General features: G+C 69.3%; 17 protein-coding genes and 1 pseudogene. 8 read left to right on the forward strand and 10 right to left on the reverse strand.

Translation table 11 applies throughout. The annotated features are described in order from the left end of the window. Positions 1 to 36: 36 nt before the first annotated feature. Both ACWD10_RS27625 and ACWD10_RS27630 read left to right on the forward strand, forming a co-directional pair. A pseudogene (locus ACWD10_RS27625) lies at positions 37 to 1125 on the forward strand (DNA/RNA helicase domain-containing protein); the annotation flags it as partial. 392 nt (positions 1126 to 1517) lie between these two features. Continuing rightward, positions 1518 to 1640 (forward strand): hypothetical protein, encoded by a 123-nt coding sequence (locus ACWD10_RS27630; RefSeq protein WP_451095635.1) that lies wholly within the window; start codon positions 1518 to 1520, stop codon positions 1638 to 1640. Between the two features lie 25 nt (positions 1641 to 1665). Here the strand turns inward: ACWD10_RS27630 and ACWD10_RS27635 are convergent, their stop codons facing one another. The 6 genes from ACWD10_RS27635 to ychF all read right to left on the reverse strand — a co-directional run bounded on the left by ACWD10_RS27635 (position 1666) and on the right by ychF (position 7353). Then, entirely contained in the window at positions 1666 to 2268 is a 603-nt protein-coding gene (locus ACWD10_RS27635) for a hypothetical protein (protein ID WP_451095637.1), read from the reverse strand. Then, positions 2265 to 2927, reverse strand: coding sequence for a hypothetical protein (locus tag ACWD10_RS27640; RefSeq protein ID WP_451095638.1), 663 nt, complete (start codon positions 2925 to 2927; stop codon positions 2265 to 2267). Before ACWD10_RS27640 ends, ACWD10_RS27635 begins: the two co-directional genes overlap by 4 nt. After that, positions 2924 to 4069, reverse strand: a complete 1146-nt coding sequence (locus ACWD10_RS27645) for a hypothetical protein (protein WP_451095640.1) — start codon at positions 4067 to 4069, stop codon at positions 2924 to 2926. Before ACWD10_RS27645 ends, ACWD10_RS27640 begins: the two co-directional genes overlap by 4 nt. A gap of 254 nt (positions 4070 to 4323) precedes the next feature. Further along, positions 4324 to 5712 (reverse strand): putative T7SS-secreted protein, encoded by a 1389-nt coding sequence (locus ACWD10_RS27650; RefSeq protein ID WP_451095642.1) that lies wholly within the window; start codon positions 5710 to 5712, stop codon positions 4324 to 4326. After that, positions 5712 to 6026: a hypothetical protein gene (locus tag ACWD10_RS27655; protein WP_451095644.1), complete on the reverse strand. Its 315-nt coding sequence runs from the start codon at positions 6024 to 6026 to the stop codon at positions 5712 to 5714. The genes ACWD10_RS27650 and ACWD10_RS27655 overlap by 1 nt, the downstream gene beginning before the upstream one ends. A gap of 238 nt (positions 6027 to 6264) precedes the next feature. Then, positions 6265 to 7353, reverse strand: a complete 1089-nt coding sequence (gene ychF / locus ACWD10_RS27660; protein ID WP_451095646.1) for a redox-regulated ATPase YchF — start codon at positions 7351 to 7353, stop codon at positions 6265 to 6267. A gap of 298 nt (positions 7354 to 7651) precedes the next feature. On the opposite strand from ychF, the gene ACWD10_RS27665 reads away from it, so the two are divergent. Beyond that, complete coding sequence (locus ACWD10_RS27665) at positions 7652 to 8371, forward strand: DUF6542 domain-containing protein (protein WP_451095648.1); 720 nt, start codon at positions 7652 to 7654, stop codon at positions 8369 to 8371. A 106-nt stretch (positions 8372 to 8477) separates the two neighbouring features. Here the strand turns inward: ACWD10_RS27665 and ppgK are convergent, their stop codons facing one another. Together ppgK and ACWD10_RS27675 are read right to left on the reverse strand one after the other, a co-directional pair. After that, complete coding sequence (ppgK, locus tag ACWD10_RS27670) at positions 8478 to 9230, reverse strand: polyphosphate--glucose phosphotransferase (RefSeq protein ID WP_451095650.1); 753 nt, start codon at positions 9228 to 9230, stop codon at positions 8478 to 8480. Positions 9231 to 9339: 109 nt separating this feature from the next. Further along, positions 9340 to 10365, reverse strand: coding sequence for a 4-hydroxy-3-methylbut-2-enyl diphosphate reductase (locus ACWD10_RS27675; RefSeq protein WP_451095652.1), 1026 nt, complete (start codon positions 10363 to 10365; stop codon positions 9340 to 9342). 134 nt (positions 10366 to 10499) lie between these two features. On the opposite strand from ACWD10_RS27675, the gene ACWD10_RS27680 reads away from it, so the two are divergent. From ACWD10_RS27680 to ACWD10_RS27695, 4 genes are all read left to right on the forward strand, one after another. After that, a complete protein-coding gene (locus tag ACWD10_RS27680; protein ID WP_451095654.1) occupies positions 10500 to 11867 on the forward strand; it encodes an APC family permease in 1368 nt (455 codons plus the stop codon). Between the two features lie 132 nt (positions 11868 to 11999). Next, positions 12000 to 13220, forward strand: a complete 1221-nt coding sequence (gene xseA / locus ACWD10_RS27685; protein ID WP_451095656.1) for an exodeoxyribonuclease VII large subunit — start codon at positions 12000 to 12002, stop codon at positions 13218 to 13220. A gap of 29 nt (positions 13221 to 13249) precedes the next feature. After that, on the forward strand, positions 13250 to 13513 hold the full coding sequence (locus tag ACWD10_RS27690) for an exodeoxyribonuclease VII small subunit (protein WP_451095782.1): 264 nt from the start codon (positions 13250 to 13252) through the stop codon (positions 13511 to 13513). A gap of 161 nt (positions 13514 to 13674) precedes the next feature. After that, positions 13675 to 14265: a malonic semialdehyde reductase gene (locus ACWD10_RS27695; RefSeq protein ID WP_451095658.1), complete on the forward strand. Its 591-nt coding sequence runs from the start codon at positions 13675 to 13677 to the stop codon at positions 14263 to 14265. Between the two features lie 107 nt (positions 14266 to 14372). Here the strand turns inward: ACWD10_RS27695 and ACWD10_RS27700 are convergent, their stop codons facing one another. Continuing rightward, on the reverse strand, positions 14373 to 14891 hold the full coding sequence (locus ACWD10_RS27700; protein WP_451095660.1) for a DUF4245 domain-containing protein: 519 nt from the start codon (positions 14889 to 14891) through the stop codon (positions 14373 to 14375). Positions 14892 to 15069: 178 nt separating this feature from the next. On the opposite strand from ACWD10_RS27700, the gene glpX reads away from it, so the two are divergent. Then, positions 15070 to 16107: a class II fructose-bisphosphatase gene (gene glpX, locus ACWD10_RS27705; RefSeq protein ID WP_451095662.1), complete on the forward strand. Its 1038-nt coding sequence runs from the start codon at positions 15070 to 15072 to the stop codon at positions 16105 to 16107. A gap of 103 nt (positions 16108 to 16210) precedes the next feature. Here the strand turns inward: glpX and ACWD10_RS27710 are convergent, their stop codons facing one another. Next, complete coding sequence (locus tag ACWD10_RS27710) at positions 16211 to 16582, reverse strand: WhiB family transcriptional regulator (RefSeq protein WP_451095664.1); 372 nt, start codon at positions 16580 to 16582, stop codon at positions 16211 to 16213. Positions 16583 to 16623 lie beyond the last annotated feature (41 nt).

The raw sequence follows: 16623 nt of genomic DNA on the forward strand, positions 1-16623 counted from the left end.
GGGTTAATCTACGGGTTGTCATTGCGGCCCGACGGGCTTCCCGGTGAGCTGTACCGGCAGGGCACCACTGCGCTGCACGCAACGGGCTCCAGCTCATTCACGACGACAATGCGGAAGGTCGCAGGCGCTCGGAAGCGAGAGGTGCAGGATCTCTTCAAGTACTTCAACAGCTTCATGACCGCCGAGCGCAACAGTCTCGATGTCCTGATATGCGACGAGGCTCACCGCATACGGGAGACATCGGCCAACCGCTACACGCCGGCATCGAACCGTACCGGCAAAGCCCAGATCGAGGAACTCATCGACGCGGCGCGCGTCCCGGTATTCCTGCTGGACGAGCATCAGGTCGTTCGACCCGGCGAGATGGGCACGGTCACGGAGATCAAGGCAGCGGCTGCGAATAAGGGGCTCCACTGTCAGGTGGTGCCACTGGACAGCCAGTTCCGGTGCGGTGGCAGCGATGCGTATCTGCGTTGGGTGGTACGGCTGTTGGGCCTTGAGCCGGGTGGTCCTGTGGTGTGGGAGCCCGACGGCAAGATGCAACTCCTGCTCGCGAACAGTCCGCAGGAGATGGAGGCTTTCCTCGACGACCGCCGCTCACGGAAGTACAGCGCGCGCATGTCCGCCGGCTACTGCTGGAAGTGGACGAAGAAGGTGCCACCCGGGCAGGCACTGCCCGCAGACGTCATCGTCGGGGAGTGGGAACGGCCCTGGAACGTGTTCGGTGACCGGGCCGTCAGCGGAGCGCCTCCGGCCGCGCTGTGGGCAACCGATCCGGCCGGCTTCGGGCAAGTGGGCTGTGTGTACACGGCGCAGGGCTTCGAGTACGACTGGAGTGGCGTCATCATCGGCCCCGACCTGGTGTGGCGCGGTGACCGCTGGGTCACCGACCGTACGGCGTCCAAGGATCCGGTCTTCAAGAAATCGACTCCGGACGCGGATGTGGACCGGCTGATCCGCAACACGTACAAGGTTCTGCTGACGCGAGGGATGATCGGCACGGTGATGTACTCGACCGACGTCGAGACACGCGAAAAGCTGCGAGAGCTGATCGGCGCCCCGGCGCGGAACCGGCAATCCAACACGGACGACCTAGCGCTCAGTAGCGGTACCGAGCCACGATGATCACGATCTCGTTGCCCGTGACGAGATGGACAAGGCCGGTACCAGCACGGGAAACAGCAAGGGGCCGACTCCCGGAAGAGTCGGCCCCAGTTGACCCGCATGTTTGCCAAGCCGCCAACGTGGCGTTACTTCATCCACTCACGCATTGAAGCGGAACTCATGACCCGTTCCGCTGACCTGCACCGGAGGCACCAGGCCCCCTCTGACCTGGCATTACTACGGTTGGTGAAGTTGGTTGGAGTTGAGCCCGTTCGATCATCCTGCGGACTCCTTGCGGACCGCGCGGACCGCGCGGACAGACGGGCCGGGGCCGGGCGTGGCGCGGTGCCCTGCCATCGGGCGACGCCTTGATCGGAATTCCTCCGGACCCGAGGGAGTCAGCCCCGTGTCCCGTGCCAACCAAACCAGTGGTTGGAGGCGAGCCTCCGCTCGACATGGGGTGGACGACGGCGTACCTGCGCGAGTGGCTCGCCAAGACGCCGCCCGCCGGGTACACCGCCTGGGGTGAGCAGTGAGCACCCCGTCGGAAGGGTCGCGGCTTCAGTCCTCCGCCAGCTCGACCTCGAGGTCGTCGGCGATCTGGTCGGCCATCTCCTCCAGGTCCGGGCTGAGCCCGGCGCCGATCCACGTGAAGCTCAGCAGCACGGCGCTGTCACAGCCGCGCGGCTTGATCCCGTAGACGACGGAGTAGATCACCTGCGCCGTTCCGAACAGGCCCTTCCTGGCCCCGGCGTAGGCCTGCCGGATGCGCACCGCCGGGCCGCAGCCGACCTCCACCTCCTTGACTTCCGGAGTGCCGAGTTCGTTGTCGGCGACGACCTCGGTGAGCCATTCCAGCGTGACCTCGGGTACCACCTCGTCCGGCTCCACGAGCCGGACGTCCAGGTGGGCGAACCGCTCGTCGCTGCCGCCGATGTACAGGCCGAAGGCGGCGAACGCAAGATTCCGCCTGCTGGATGTCGCGAGCGCCTCCAGGTCGCGGGCGAGGCTGCGGACCTTCGGCCGGTGGCCCTCCGCGGTGAACTCCCGGGCCAGCTCCTCGGCTTGGGCCGTCGCCCAGGCCCGCGGGTCCTCGGCCGGATCGAGGGAGAGCGGCACCCAGTCCCCGGGGGCGTGCACGGTGACGTTGGCGATCCCGGTCATGTGCTCGGCCCTCCGGTCCAGGTCAGTGAGGCGGCGATGACATCGAACAGCTCGGCCATCGCATCGGCGATCGGGTCCAGCGGCGTGGAGAACGCCAGCAGGAGGTAGGCGCTGCTGCCGGGGACGGGTATGTGGTAGTCCACCGCGGTGACCGGGAGCGGGCTGGCGCTCGGGTCGTCCTCGGGCGGCATGGTGCGAGTGCGTACCCGTACGGCTGGCCCGGCCTGCAGCTCCTCGATGGTGATCTGCTGCCCGATCGGCCCGTCGTCGGACAGGGTCCGGGCCAACGTCTCGGGCGGGACCTGGCCCGGGTGCTCGGGGGCGGCCAAGGTGACGAGCAGCGAGGCCGGGATGCCGACGGGGCCCGCCTTCTGCAGGCTGACGAACAGCTCGATGCCGCCCTTGGCGTGGGCCTTCTTGGACTGCTTCAACAGCTCCTGGCGGGTCTGGTCCTTCAGATGCGGGGCGTTGTCGATGCCCCGGTACTGCCGCTCGACGAGCGCGTCGACCGCCGCGATCCGGCGCTCGGGCTCCAGGAGGATGCGGAACCAGTCATCCGGGACGAGGAGGCGGTAGTCGGACGGCGGTCCGCCGCCTTCTACGGACTCGGCGGTCATCGCCTGGGTTTGGTCGGTCATCGCCAGGGCTTGGTCGGTCATGCGGACTCCTGCGACGGGATACGTGCGGGTCGGTCGAGCCACAGGCGGCTGGCGAGCTGGCGAGCGGCGTTCGGGATGATGACGAGGAGGGTGACGCCGCTGAGCACGAGCGTCGGCCAGCCGAGGGCCGGCTCGCCGTCGCGGACCAGAGCCTGCCCGTACCCGAAGGCGAATCCCGCCATCGGCCACTGAATGATGCGCTCGCCGAACACCCGGTGCGGCCCCTCCGGGATGCGGGTGTACTTGCGGGCGTTCTTCGGCGAGTACGGAGCCAGGTAGAAGGAGTCCGCGAAACGCAGCGTGTCCCTCGCCTTCGTTGCCTCAGTCTGACGCTGGCTCTTCCGCTTCGCACCGTTGTCGATCTCCTCGGACCGGCTGGGAAGACCGGCTGTGGCCACCAGGGACCGCCACCGCTCCGGGCCGCCCGGCCCACCGAACCAGGCATCCCACGGCAACACACTGCGAACGACGCCTTCGACCCCACGCAGTTCCACATAGCGGGGCCGACCGTGCTCAAGGACCCGCACCAAATCCGTCACGGCGTGCGGCCCCGAGCGGGACAGCCAGCGCTCCTCTCCGGTGCCGGAGACCAGCACGATGTCGTCGTCCTGTACGCAGACCGCGGCCGTGGAGACGAACCGCACGGTGGCGTCCGTTTCCGGGGCCGGTGCCGGGGAGATACGGGTCTCGTACTCGGGCCGTGTGCGACGGTCCCGCCACCGCGACCACAGGCACAGCACCACATAGTTCAGCGCCCAGAGCGCGCTGCTGGCCCCCATCACCGTGGGCATCCAGAGGACCGAGCCATCCGTGAGAATCGTGAGACTCATGGTTACGGCCCACAGCGTCAGGGCGACCCGGCGCGTGTACAGATACCAGCGGGGCATCAGCTTCCCCGGCGCCAGATGCGTGCGAGCGGCTGCGAACCACGACACGCGGTCGAGCGAGGGGTGTTGAGGGTCCCGCACGGTCTCCAGCGGTATACGGCAGACGTCCAGCACTTCGGCGAGCCCGCTGCGGTGCAGGAGCGCCAGCCCGTCGGGGTACGCGCCGTGCAGCCCCGAGGCCTCCGGCAGCCAGTCATCGACGCGCAGGCTGAGTACCAGCCGGCCGTCGCGGTCCTGCAGCTGCAACGTCCCCATCGCCCCAGGGCTCGGAGGTCCGCCGTGCCCCCACACATCCGGCGCCGGCCCCCGGGCGAGCACCGCCTTGGCGATCCCGTCCCGACCCACCGGATAACGGTGCACTCGGCCGTACCTGTCGGTGAACACCAGCCCTTGCCGGTCGCAGCTCAGTCGCGCCCGCCTGGGGACATCGACCGCGGGCGGCCCCACGGCAACCGGACGCAGCACTGGCCCCGTGGTTACGAGCGGAGGTGGGGTCTTTCGGTCCAGGATCACAGGTTCCCTCCTACGCGGGCAACAAACGGATCCTTGACATCGGCCCAGGCGTCCACCTTGTCCGTATTCGACACGGCGATGCCGGCCCCCGCGATGTCGGCGGCGTCGGCGATCTTGGAGTGCCGGAAGGAGTCGGCAACGGCGTCGGCGACCTTCGGGTCGGCGAGGGCCTCCGGGGCGATGTTCTTCAGCGAGTTCTGCAAACCGCTGAGATTAGGCAACTCGGCCTTGCCGACCAAGGACTTACCCGCGTCCCACGTCTCCTTGGCGATCGACTTCGGGTTGAGGCCCTCGAGAAGTCCATTGGCACCGTTGAGGGGCTTGGCGGGCAGGTTGTCGACGGCAGCGCGATGCAGCTTGCCCACCGGCGACCCGGCGGACCCCTTGTTCGCGATCTTCCACGCCTTGGCGGCCTTGATGCCCCTCGCCGTCGCGTCCTTGAAGAGCTTCGTCCGCGCCAGTGCCTTCGCTCCCGTCGCGGCACCGCGGGCGCCGGCCATGGCCGCACGGCCGATGCCGAAGGTCGCGACGCCGACGACGTCCAGGGCCACGTCCACCCAACTGCCTTCCCCGGCCAGGGCCAGCAGCAGGTTCGAGGCCAGCGAGACGATGCCGGCGACCAGCGCGATCGCACCGAAGACGGCGGACAGGGCCTGGCCGATGACGGGAATGAAGTTGACCAGAACTGCCAGCGTGCCGAAGACCGCGGCGATCCGCCCCGCCCACTTGCTGATCGCCTTGAGGATATCCGCGTTCTCCGAGACCCAGTTCGTGAACTTGTCCCAGCCGCTGTCCTTCAGCCCGTCGTTGTCGATGACCTCACGGATCGCGTCCGCCGCGCGCTTGGCGGCGTCATCCCGGATGCGCTTGGCCTCCGTCAGGTCGGCCTTCGCCTTGGACAGCGCGGAGTCCGCGTCTTCGACGCGTTCATCCTGCCTCTTCCGCTGTGGATCGTCCTTCGGAGTGTCGTCGGGCTGGCCGGACAACGCGGCTTTGGCGGACTTCTTCTCATCGTCCGCTGCCTCGGCGCGCTTCAGGGCCGCGTCTGCCATGTCCTGAGCACGCTGGAGCTCGGAGGCGTACTCGTTCGAGCACACCCCTTCCCGCACCGAGGTCCCGAGCGCCTTGGCTCCCACGTCGTAGCGGTCAAACGCCTTGCGGAGCTTGTCCTCGGCACCCTCGGCCAACTCGCGGTACTTGTCCGCCGCCTTGCCCTTCCAGGTGTCGACGTCCCTCAGGGCCTTGATCTCCGCAGCCTGCTTCTGAATTCTGTCGGCGGTATCGCGCATCTTCCGGCCGATTTCGGCAACGGAGTACGGATCCCCGGGAATCGGATCGGAGGGCTCATCCAGGACGTCCCAGCGGTGCGCCGCCGGCCGCCCCATCAGCCTTCGCCCTTCTTGTGGGCCTTGTCCGCTTTACGGAGCGCGTTGGCGAGGTCGGTGTCGATCTTCTCGAAGCCCTTCGCGGCCGCCTTCGTCAGCTTGGCGAGCCCTTCCAGCTCCTCGACGAGCTTCTTGCGGTGGATCTCCCAGTTACTGGAGAACTCCGAGAAGACATCGACGATTTGATCCGAACCCAGCGCCGATTGGCTGTAGCACAGCGCCGGGTTCGCGTCGTGAGTGAAGGTTCTATGGATACGGTTCAAAGCTCTGGCGCACTCACGTATGCGCCCCAGGTCCGCCTCTACGTCCCCCACGTAGATCCTCTTCCTTTTCCGTCTCGGCTGCGAATGCCCCGAGAGCGTAGCAACGGCACGAATTCCTGATCAGGTCGACCCTGTGAACGGCCCGCGTCGACGAGGCGGGTGTCGCTCGGCTGGTGGTGCCCACCGGGGAGCAGCCAGCGCTCGAGCGCGCGGTGGCGGATGTGCAGGATGCGCCCGGAAAGGCCCGCTAACCGCTCCGGTACAGGTCAGCGGGCCTTCCGTTGCTCCATCACACGTTGAACCGGAACTCCACCACGTCCCCGTCCCGCATCACATAATCCTTGCCCTCCATGCGCGCCTTGCCCTTGGCTCGGGCCTCGGCTACCGAGCCGGTTTCGGTCAGGTCGTGGAAGGAGACGATTTCGGCCTTGATGAAGCCCTTTTGGAAGTCGGTGTGGATCACACCGGCGGCCTCGGGGGCCGTGGCGCCCTTCTTGATGGTCCAGGCGCGGGCTTCCTTGGGGCCGGCCGTGAGGTAGGTCTGCAGGCCCAGGGTGGCGAAGCCGACTCGGGCGAGGGTGGCCAGGCCCGGCTCGTCGGCGCCGACGGACTGGAGGAGTTCGAGGGCGTCCTCCTCGTCGAGCTCCGCCAGGTCCGCCTCCAGCTTGGCGTTCAGGAAGATCGCCTCGGCCGGGGCGACCAGGGCGCGCTGCTCCTCCTTGAAGGCCTCGTCGGTCAGCTCGTCCTCGTCGACGTTGAAGACGTAGAGGAAGGGCTTGGTCGTCAGGAGGTGGAGGTCGTGGAGGAGCTCCTCGTTTTCGCCGCCGTTGACGATGCCTGCCGAGAAGAGGGTCTTGCCCTCCTCCAGGATGGCCTGCGCCTCCTCGACCGCCTTCACCTTCGGGCCGATGTCCTTCTTGATGCGCGACTCCTTCTGGAGGCGCGGCAGGACCTTCTCGATGGTCTGGAGGTCGGCGAGGATCAGCTCGGTGTTGATCGTCTCGATGTCGCCCTTGGGCGAGACCTTGCCGTCGACGTGTACGACGTTCTCGTCCTGGAAGGCGCGGATGACCTGGCAGATCGCGTCGGACTCGCGGATGTTCGCCAGGAACTTGTTGCCCAGGCCCTCGCCCTCGCTCGCGCCGCGCACGATGCCCGCGATGTCCACGAAGTCGACCGTGGCGGGCAGGATGCGCTGCGAGCCGAAGATCTCCGCCAGCTTGTCCAGGCGGGCGTCGGGGACGCCGACCACGCCGACGTTCGGCTCGATCGTGGCGAACGGGTAGTTGGCCGCGAGAACGTCGTTCTTGGTCAGGGCGTTGAACAGGGTCGACTTGCCGACATTGGGCAGACCGACGATTCCGATCGTGAGCGACACGCTTACCGACTTCCCGTACGACTGACTGGTGGTGGTGGGTGGGGGCGGTGGCTCGGCCGGGTCCCGGTGGTCCTGGGTGGTCCTGGGTGGTCCAGTTGGTCCGGTGGTACGCCGATCGGGCCGATCCCCCAGTCTACGGGCTGTGGTGCGCACGCCGGGGCGACGTATCGAACGCACGGCCAAGCTCCACCAAAGCGCGTGTCCAAGGCGCCCGCGGCGGCCCCGGCCTGCCTAGTTTGGACCGGTGGAGCACTACACGGCGCGACCGAAGCATGACCCTACGCAACGACCTGCGCCTTTGCCACCGCAGGCCTCCCGGCCCGGCGCCGGGTCCAGCCCTGGCACCGTCTACCGGGCCGCGCCCCGGCCGACCGGTCCCGCGACCCCGCTGGTCCGGGTCCTTCGCGTGCTGCACCGGGTGGTGGCCGGCGTGCGGCGGGGCGTGCACGCGGTGTGTTCGATGCCCAACCCACGGCTCACCGGGCTCGGCAGCGGGCTCTTCTGCGCCGCCCTGATGCTGCTCTTCGCCTGTCTCGTGCGGCTGCTCTTCGACGGCTCCGGGGTGGTGTACGGGGTGCTCTTCCTGCCGGTGAGCGCGCTGACGGCGCTCTGGGTGCGGCCCAAGGAGCTGATCACCGCGCCGATCGCGGTACCGATCGCCTTCGCGGTGGGGCTGCCGCCGATCTCCCCCGGCTCGGAGGGGTTCGCCGGGCAGCTGATGGGCGTGGTGACGGAACTCGCGCTCCAGGCCGGTTGGTTGTACGGCGGCACGCTCATCGCCGGGGTGATCGTGATCGTACGAAAGGTGCGGCTGATGGCCCGCAAGCGGGCGGCCCGGGCGGCTCGCGCGGGGCGGGCCGCGGGGACGGCGGGGAGGAGGGCGGGGACGAGGGGAGCAGCTGCGGGGCGGCCGAACGAAGCCCAGCGGCGGCCTGTCGGGCCGCGGAGTCCTCAGCGGTCCACGGGTTCCTCCGCGAAGCCCGCGGGTTCCTCCACTAACACGGGTGGGCGGGTCTGAGGCGTCTGAGGCGTCTGAGGCGTCTGAGGCGTCTGAGGCGTCTGAGGCGGACGGTTCTCGGTGTTCGGCCGGTTGTGCGGGTGGTTCTCGGTTGTGCGGGTGGTTCTCAGTGTTCGGTCGGTTGTGACGCGGCCATCGCCGCGCCCACGATGCCCGCGTTGTTGAGGAGTTCCGCCGGGACGATCTCTGCCTTGATGTCCTCGATCAGGGGCAGGAACTTGTGGGCCTTGCGGCTCACGCCGCCGCCGATGATGAACAGCTCCGGCGAGAACAGCATCTCCACGTGGGCGAGGTACTTCTGTACCCGGCGCGACCAGCGCTCCCAGCTCAGCTGCTCGTCGTCCCTGGCCTTGGTGGAGGCGCGGGTCTCCGCGTCGTGACCGTGCAGCTCCAGGTGGCCGAGCTCGGTGTTGGGCACCAGGTGGCCGTCCGTGAAGACGGCGCTGCCGATGCCGGTGCCGAGGGTCAGCAGGATGACCGTGCCCTTGCGGCCGCGGCCCGCGCCGAAGTGCATCTCGGCGACGCCCGCGGCGTCCGCGTCGTTGAGCACCGTCACCGGCTGGCCGCCGAGGCGCGCGCCGAGCAGGGTGCGGGCGTCGACGTCTATCCAGCTCTTGTCGACGTTCGCCGCCGTACGGACCGTACTGCCGCCCGTGACGACGCCGGGGAACGTGATGCCGACCGGGCCCGACCAACCGAAGTGGCCGACGACCTCCTTCACGCCGTCGGCCACGCCGTCCGGCGTGGCCGGGTGCGGGGTCAGGACCTTGTGCCGGGTCTCGGCCAGGCCGCCGCGGTCGAGGTCGACCGGGGCGCCCTTGATGCCGGACCCGCCGATGTCCACGCCGAAGATCTGCATGAACCCCACGTTACGACGCGGGACTGACAGTCACTTCCCGGACGTCACTTCTCGGCGGCCGCTGGTCGGCAGTGTCCGCTCGACGTTCACTCCTCGGCGAGCCGCCGTTTCACTTCTCGGCGAGCGAGCCGCCGCGCTTCTCGATCAGGGCCTCGGCCTCGGCACGCAGGTCGCGGCGGAGCTCCTTGGGGAGCGAGAAGGTGATCGACTCCTCGGCGGCGGTGATGGTCTCGACGTCCGCGTAGCCGCGCTCGGCCAGCCACGCCAGGACCTCCTCGACGAGCACGTCCGGGACCGAGGCGCCGGAGGTCACGCCGACCGTCGAGACGCCCTCGAGCCAGGACTCGTCGGTCTCGTCGGCGAAGTCCACCAGGTGGGCGTCCTTCGCACCGGCGAGCTTGGCGACCTCGACCAGGCGCTTGGAGTTGGAGGAGTTCCGCGAGCCGACCACGATCACCAGGTCCGACTCGGCGCCCATCTGCTTCACCGCGAGCTGGCGGTTCTGCGTGGCGTAGCAGATGTCGTCGCTGGGCGGCGAGAGCAGGTTCGGGAACTTGTTCTGCAGGGCGTCGACGGTCTCCATCGTCTCGTCCACGGAGAGCGTGGTCTGGGAGAGCCAGACGACCTTGTCCGGGTCGCGGACCTCGACATTGGCGACGTCCTCGGGGCCGTCGACCAGGGTGATGTGCTCGGGGGCCTCGCCGGAGGTGCCGATGACCTCCTCGTGGCCCTCGTGGCCGATCAGCAGGATGTCGTAGTCGTCCTGCGCGAAGCGGACGGCTTCCTTGTGCACCTTCGTGACCAGCGGGCAGGTGGCGTCGATGGTGGCGAGCTTCCGGTCGGCGGCCTCCTCGTGCACGACCGGGGCCACTCCGTGGGCGGAGAACATCACGATGGAGCCCTCGGGGACCTCGGCGGTCTCTTCTACGAAGATGGCGCCCTTCTTCTCGAGGGTCTGCACGACGTATTTGTTGTGCACGATTTCGTGGCGTACGTAGATCGGCGCCCCGTACTGCTCCAGGGCCTTCTCGACGGCGATCACGGCGCGGTCCACGCCCGCGCAGTAGCCGCGAGGGGCGGCGAGCAGGACGCGGCGTGCGGCGGGCGCGGCAGGCGTTGCAGTCATGCCCCCCATCGTAAGGCCGCCCTCAGCGCGTCAAAGATCGACGCCTTGGGGAGACTGGGGAGGCCGATGCCGCGTGCGGCCTCGGTGGATACGGGGGTGATGCGGGGTGATGCGGGCGGTGCGGCCGGGCTTGGAGGCGTGCGATGGCCGGTGACGGTGGCGGTGGCCAGGGCGAGGACGGAGACGGGAAACTCCGCCGGACTCTGGGGTTCCGGGACCTGGTGGTCTACGGGCTGCTTTTCATCGCGCCGATGGCACCCGTCGGAGTGTTCGGCACCCTCGACGCCAAGTCGCACGGCGCCGTCGCGCTCGTCTATGTGGTGGCGACCATCGCGATGGCATTCACCGCGTTCAGCTACGCCCAAATGGTGCAGGTCGCGCCGCAGGCCGGTTCCGTGTTCACGTACGCGCGCAAGGGGCTCGGCGAAGGGCCCGGGTTCATCGCCGGGTGGATGGCGATGCTCGACTACGTACTGATCCCGGCCGTGGCGTATCTCTTCGCCGGAATCGCCATGCACGAGCTCGTACCGGCGGTCTCTCAGTGGGTGTGGACCGCGCTCGCCGTGGTGATCACGACCGGCCTCAATCTGTGGGGCGTACGGGCGGCCGCGCGGGTCGGATTCGCGGTGCTCGCGATGGAGATCGCGGTGCTTGTCGTCTTCGTCGTCGCCGCGGTAGTGGTGCTGATCCGGGACGGGGCGCAGCGGGGCTGGCTGTCGCCGCTGACCGGGGACGGTTCGCAGGGCTTCGCGATCACCGCGGTGATGGGCGCGGTGTCGGTCGCGGTGCTCTCGTATCTCGGGTTCGACGCGATCGCGTCGTTCGCGGAGGAGGTCACCGGCGGCTCGGCGAAGGTGGCGCGGGCGGTGCTGTTCTGCCTGGCGCTCGCGGGCTTCCTCTTTGTGGTGCAGACGTACCTCGCCGCGCTGCTCGAACCGGTGTCGTCGGCCGAGCTCGCGGCCGAACCGGGCAAGCAGGGCGCGGCGTTCTACGTCGCGGTGGATACGTCGGTCGGCACCTGGCTGCACGACACGGTGGCGGTCAGCAAGGCGATCGGCGCCGCGTTCGCCGCGCTCGCCGGGCAGGCGGCAGCCGGGCGGCTGCTCTTCGCGATGGCCCGGGAACGGCGGCTTCCGGGGCTGCTCGCGCGCACGTACTCCGGGGTGCCGCGGGTGGCCCTGGGCATCGCCGCGGTGATCACGCTGGTGGCGGCGGTGTGGGCGGCGGACCGGGACGACGGCATGGACCACCTGGTGTCGGTGGTCGACATCGGGGCGCTCACGGCGTTCACGCTCCTGCACGCGTCGGTGGTGGGCTGGTTCGTGGTACGCCGCCGGGGCGGGCCGGTCAGCTGGTGGCGGCATCTGCTTGTGCCGGCGCTCGGGGCCGTGGTGACGATCGCCGTGATCGTGGAGGCATCGCACTCCGCGCAGATCGTGGGGGCGGTGTGGCTGGTGGTGGGGCTAGGGGTGTTTGTGGTGCAGCGTCTAAAAAGCCCGTCCGGCGTTTGAGGACGAGCGCGTTCAGCGCGATGAAGGGGGTCTGGGGCGCAGCCCCCAGAAGCGGCAACCGAGCCGACGGCACGGAGACGTTATCCAGAAGCATCGGGAAGCCTTGTCAGCGGCAGCGATTACGCTCCACGCATGGCTCTCAACACGTCCGCGGACGCTCCGTTGCCCGTCGGTGAGGTCTCGCGGCTCATCGGGGGATGGATCAACCGGCTCGGTGCCGTGTGGGTCGAGGGGCAGATCACGCAGCTGAACCGGCGGCCGGGTGCCGGGGTCGTCTTTCTGACGCTGCGTGACCCGTCGCACGACATCTCGGTGAGCGTCACCTGCTACCGGCAGGTCTTCGACGCGGTGGCCGACGTCGTGTCCGAGGGCGCCCGGGTCGTGGTGCACGCGAAGCCGGAGTGGTATGCGCCGCGCGGGCAGCTCTCGCTGCGTGCCGCCGAGATAAGGCCGGTGGGCGTCGGCGAACTGCTCGCCCGTCTCGAGCAGTTGAAGAAGTCGCTCGCCAAGGAGGGCCTGTTCGCGGCCGAGCGGAAGCGGCCGCTTCCGTTCCTGCCCCAGCTCATCGGCCTGGTCTGCGGCCGCGCCTCGGCGGCGGAGCGGGACGTCCTGGAGAACGCGCGGCACCGCTGGCCCGCCGTCCGCTTCGAGGTGCGCAACGTCCCGGTGCAGGGCGTGCACGCGGTGCCCCAGGTGGTGCAGGCGGTCAAGGAGCTCGACGAGCTGGACGCCGTGGACGTGATCATCGTGGCCCGGGGCGGCGGCAGCGTGGAGGATCTCCTTCCGTTCTCGGACGAGCAGTTGGTACGGGCGGTCGCGTCCTGTCGTACGCCGGTCGTCTCCGCGATCGGGCACGAACCGGACGCGCCCCTGCTCGACCTGGTCGCCGATCTGCGCGCCTCCACGCCCACGGACGCCGCCAAGAAGGTCGTCCCGGACGTCGGAGAGGAGTACGACCGGGTGCGGCTCCTTCGCGAGCGGGCCCGGCGGGCGGTGACCGCACGGCTCGACCGGGAGGAGCACGGCTTGGAGGTCGCCATGTCGCGCCCCTCCATGGCCCATCCGCACCGGATGATCGACGAGCGCGAGGAGCAGGTCACGGCGTTGCTTCAGCGGGGCCGACGCACCGTCGGCCACCTTCTGGACCGCGCCGACTCGGAGTTGGCGCATACGCACGCGCGCGTGGTGGCCCTGTCCCCGGCGGCGACGCTTCAGCGCGGATACGCCGTACTCCAGAAGTCCGACGGGCATGTGGTGCGCACGCCGGGTGACGTGACCGCGGCCGAGGAGCTGCGGGCCCGGGTCGCCGAGGGCGAGTTCACGGTCCGGGTGGCCGAGGGAGCCGAGCAGTGAGGACGGAACCGATCAACAAGGTGGAGCAGATGAGCAATACGGACGCCGGGACCGCGGCCGCCGACGACACCCTCGGGTACGAGCAGGCCCGGGACGAGCTGGTCGACGTCGTACGCCGACTGGAGGCGGGTGGCACGTCCCTCGAGGAGTCGCTCGCCCTGTGGGAGCGCGGCGAGCAGCTGGCCAAGGTGTGCCGCCGCTGGCTGGACGGCGCCCGCGCCCGCCTGGACGCGGCGCTGGCCGAGGAGGAAGCAGCCGGGGAGGGCGAGGACGAGGGCAAGGACGAGGAGTAGCGGGGCCTCACGCCACGTATGCGGCCGTGAGGCCGACTGTGAAGCCGATCACTTCACCCCCACTTTTGGTTGAAGGTTAAACATGTTCGGCGTAGTGTCGGGTTCCGTAAGCCAGATCCCCCCGGATCATGTGGAACACCGCACCGAAAAGGTTGCCCCGTATGTCCCTCGCACTCGACGCCGCCGCCCAGGACCTCCTCTTCCGCGAGGCCCGCACCGCCAACACGTTCACCGACGAGCCGGTCACCGAGGAGCAGGTCCAGGCCATCTACGACCTGGTCAAGTACGGGCCCACCGCCTTCAACCAGTCGCCGCTGCGCATCACCCTGGTCCGCTCCCCCGAGGCCCGCGAGCGCCTCGTGCGGCACATGGCCGAGGGCAACCAGCCGAAGACGGCCGCCGCGCCGCTGGTGGCGATCCTCTCCGTGGACAACGAGTTCCACGAGGAGCTGCCGAGGCTGTTCCCGCACTTCCCGGCCGCCAAGGACGCCTTCTTCTCCGAGCGCCCGGTGCGCGAGCAGGCCGCCACGGTGAACGGCGCGCTGCAGGCCGCCTACTTCATCATCGGCGTCCGCGCCGCCGGTCTGGCCGCGGGCCCGATGACCGGCCTCGACTTCGCCGGTGTGCAGAAGGAGTTCCTGGACGCCGACCACACCCCGCTGATGGTCGTGAACATCGGCAAGCCGGGCCCGGACGCCTGGTTCCCGCGCTCGCCGCGCCTCGCGTACGACGAGGTCATCACGACCGTCTGAGCCGTACCTCTCGGACACCGTCTGAGTCGTACCTCTCGGACACCACGAAGCCCCCGGCCGCTCGCCGGGGGCTTCGTCATGCCGGAACGCACACCGTGCCGAGGACGTCAGGACGCCTTCAGGGCCGCCGCCATCTGCTTGAGCTGGGCGCTCGAGCCCGACCCGGTGATGACCGTCGTCGCGCCCTTCTCCGTGCGGACGAGGGCGTCGTACCGCTCGCCCCGGTAGCGCTTCCACTCCTCGCCGCCGATCCGCTCCACGTCGCCAGTGTCCTTGGCCTGCTGGGTGACCTGGTCGACGAAGACGGGGGCCCTCTCGGTGGACTGCTCCACGGCGACGTACTTCCCGTCCGGAGCGTGGAAGCCCAGGTGCCAGTGGTCGCCGTCGGTGGCGTTGAACCGCACCGAGGTCGCCTTCCAGTCCTTGGACAGACCCTCGGGGGCGAGCACCGGGTACGCGGCGGCGCGCTGGGCCGTCGCCAGCTCGACCTTGTAGTCCACGCGCTTCAGGGGCTGCGGGGTCTCGTCATGCGGGATGAAGACGTAGATGACCGCCACCATGACGCCGACCACCGCCAGCGAGAGGAGCATGTCCCGGACCGTCTTCGTGCCTTTCATACCTGCCACGTCCCCCATGGTCGCAGGTGTGGTGATGCGCTCATGCGTTGGGCCCGCTGCTCATTTTGTCGACCTACAGATAGAGTCGTGCCCATACCCTCACCGGCCGCTCACCCGTCGCCCGTCATCGCCCTCACGGACGCTCTACGGGCGCGGCCTCATGGTCGTATCAGAAAGGTGCGCTCCGATGACCGAGCAGCAGCATCACCTCCCGTCCGCGCTCGAGGTCTCGCCCGAGGCTCCCGACCGCAACCTCGCCCTGGAGCTCGTCCGGGTCACCGAGGCCGCCGCGATGGCCGCCGGCCGCTGGGTGGGGCGGGGCGACAAGATCGGCGCCGACGGCGCGGCGGTACGGGCCATGCGGACCCTGGTCTCGACCGTCTCGATGAACGGCGTGGTCGTCATCGGGGAGGGCGAGAAGGACGAGGCCCCGATGCTCTTCAACGGCGAGCGCATCGGTGACGGCACCGGCGCCGAGGTCGACATCGCCGTGGACCCGATCGACGGCACCACGCTGTGCTCCAAGGGCATGCCGAACGCGATCGCCGTGCTCGCCGCCGCGGACCGCGGCACCATGTTCGACCCGTCCGCCGTCTTCTACATGGACAAGCTGGTCACCGGCCCCGAGGCCGCGGACTACGTGGACATCAACGCCCCGGTCTCGGTGAACATCCGCCGGGTCGCCAAGGCCAAGCGCTCCGCGCCCGAGGACGTCACCGTCGTCATCCTGGACCGGCCCCGGCACGAGGGCATCGTCAAGGAGATCCGCGAGACCGGCGCCCGGATCCGGTTCATCTCCGACGGCGACGTGGCCGGTTCGATCATGGCCGTGCGCGAGGGCACCGGCGTCGACCTCCTGATGGGCGTCGGCGGCACCCCCGAGGGCATCATCTCCGCCTGCGCGATCAAGTGCCTGGGCGGCACCATCCAGGGCAAGCTCTGGCCCAAGGACGACGCCGAGAAGCAGCGCGCCCTCGACGCCGGGCACGACCTCGACCGCGTGCTCTACACCAACGACCTGGTCTCCGGCGAGAACGTCTTCTTCGTCGCCACCGGCATCACCGACGGCGAGCTCCTGCGCGGGGTCCGCTACCGCGCCGAGACCGCGACCACCCAGTCCCTGGTGATGCGGTCCAAGTCCGGCACGATCCGGCAGATCGACTCCACCCACAAGCTGGAGAAGCTCCGCGCCTACAGCGCGATCGACTTCGACCGCGCCAAGTAGCCTCTTCGCTCCAACCGGCCCCTTCCGATACGCGGTTGGGGCGCCCTCTTGTGTGAAGGGCGCCCCAACCGCGTACGGAGAGGAATCGCGTACGAAGGCGCCGTCAGACGGCGGGCGCGATGCGGTCCGCCGACCGGGCCGTCTTCTGCAGCTCCAGGTCGCGCCGCCGACGGCGGGCCAGGACGACGCGGCGCTCGGCGGCGGTGAGGCCGCCCCACACGCCGTACGGCTCGGGCTGGAGCAGAGCGTGCTCGCGGCACTCGACCATCACGGGGCAGCGGGCGCAGACCCGCTTCGCGGCCTCCTCACGGGCGAGGCGGGCGGCGGTCGGCTCCTTGGAGGGGGCGAAGAAGAGGCCGGCCTCGTCTCGGCGGCAGACCGCCTCCGAGTGCCACGGCACCTCCTGATCTCGCGTCGGCACCCCGCCTGTCGGAACTGCGGCGACCTGCAGGGACTGATGCGGAACATGCAGCACGGTCAACTCCTGACGACGGCTTCGCGAGCGAGAGACGACGC

The organism is Streptomyces sp. NPDC002851 (genome assembly GCF_053591935.1).

Bases quoted from the DNA above. Each gene is read 5' to 3' on its own strand.
- ACWD10_RS27635 (WP_451095637.1), bottom strand. From the start codon at position 2,268: ATGACCGGGATCGCCAACGTCACCGTGCACGCCCCCGGGGACTGGGTG.
- ACWD10_RS27640 (WP_451095638.1), bottom strand. From the start codon at position 2,927: ATGACCGACCAAGCCCTGGCGATGACCGACCAAACCCAGGCGATGACC.
- ACWD10_RS27645 (WP_451095640.1), bottom strand. From the start codon at position 4,069: ATGGGGACGTTGCAGCTGCAGGACCGCGACGGCCGGCTGGTACTCAGC.
- ACWD10_RS27650 (WP_451095642.1), bottom strand. From the start codon at position 5,712: ATGGGGCGGCCGGCGGCGCACCGCTGGGACGTCCTGGATGAGCCCTCC.
- ppgK (WP_451095650.1), bottom strand. From the start codon at position 9,230: ATGCAGATCTTCGGCGTGGACATCGGCGGGTCCGGCATCAAGGGCGCC.
- ACWD10_RS27675 (WP_451095652.1), bottom strand. From the start codon at position 10,365: ATGGGGGGCATGACTGCAACGCCTGCCGCGCCCGCCGCACGCCGCGTC.
- ACWD10_RS27680 (WP_451095654.1), top strand. From the start codon at position 10,500: ATGGCCGGTGACGGTGGCGGTGGCCAGGGCGAGGACGGAGACGGGAAA.
- xseA (WP_451095656.1), top strand. From the start codon at position 12,000: ATGGCTCTCAACACGTCCGCGGACGCTCCGTTGCCCGTCGGTGAGGTC.
- ACWD10_RS27690 (WP_451095782.1), top strand. From the start codon at position 13,250: ATGAGCAATACGGACGCCGGGACCGCGGCCGCCGACGACACCCTCGGG.
- ACWD10_RS27695 (WP_451095658.1), top strand. From the start codon at position 13,675: ATGTCCCTCGCACTCGACGCCGCCGCCCAGGACCTCCTCTTCCGCGAG.
- glpX (WP_451095662.1), top strand. From the start codon at position 15,070: ATGACCGAGCAGCAGCATCACCTCCCGTCCGCGCTCGAGGTCTCGCCC.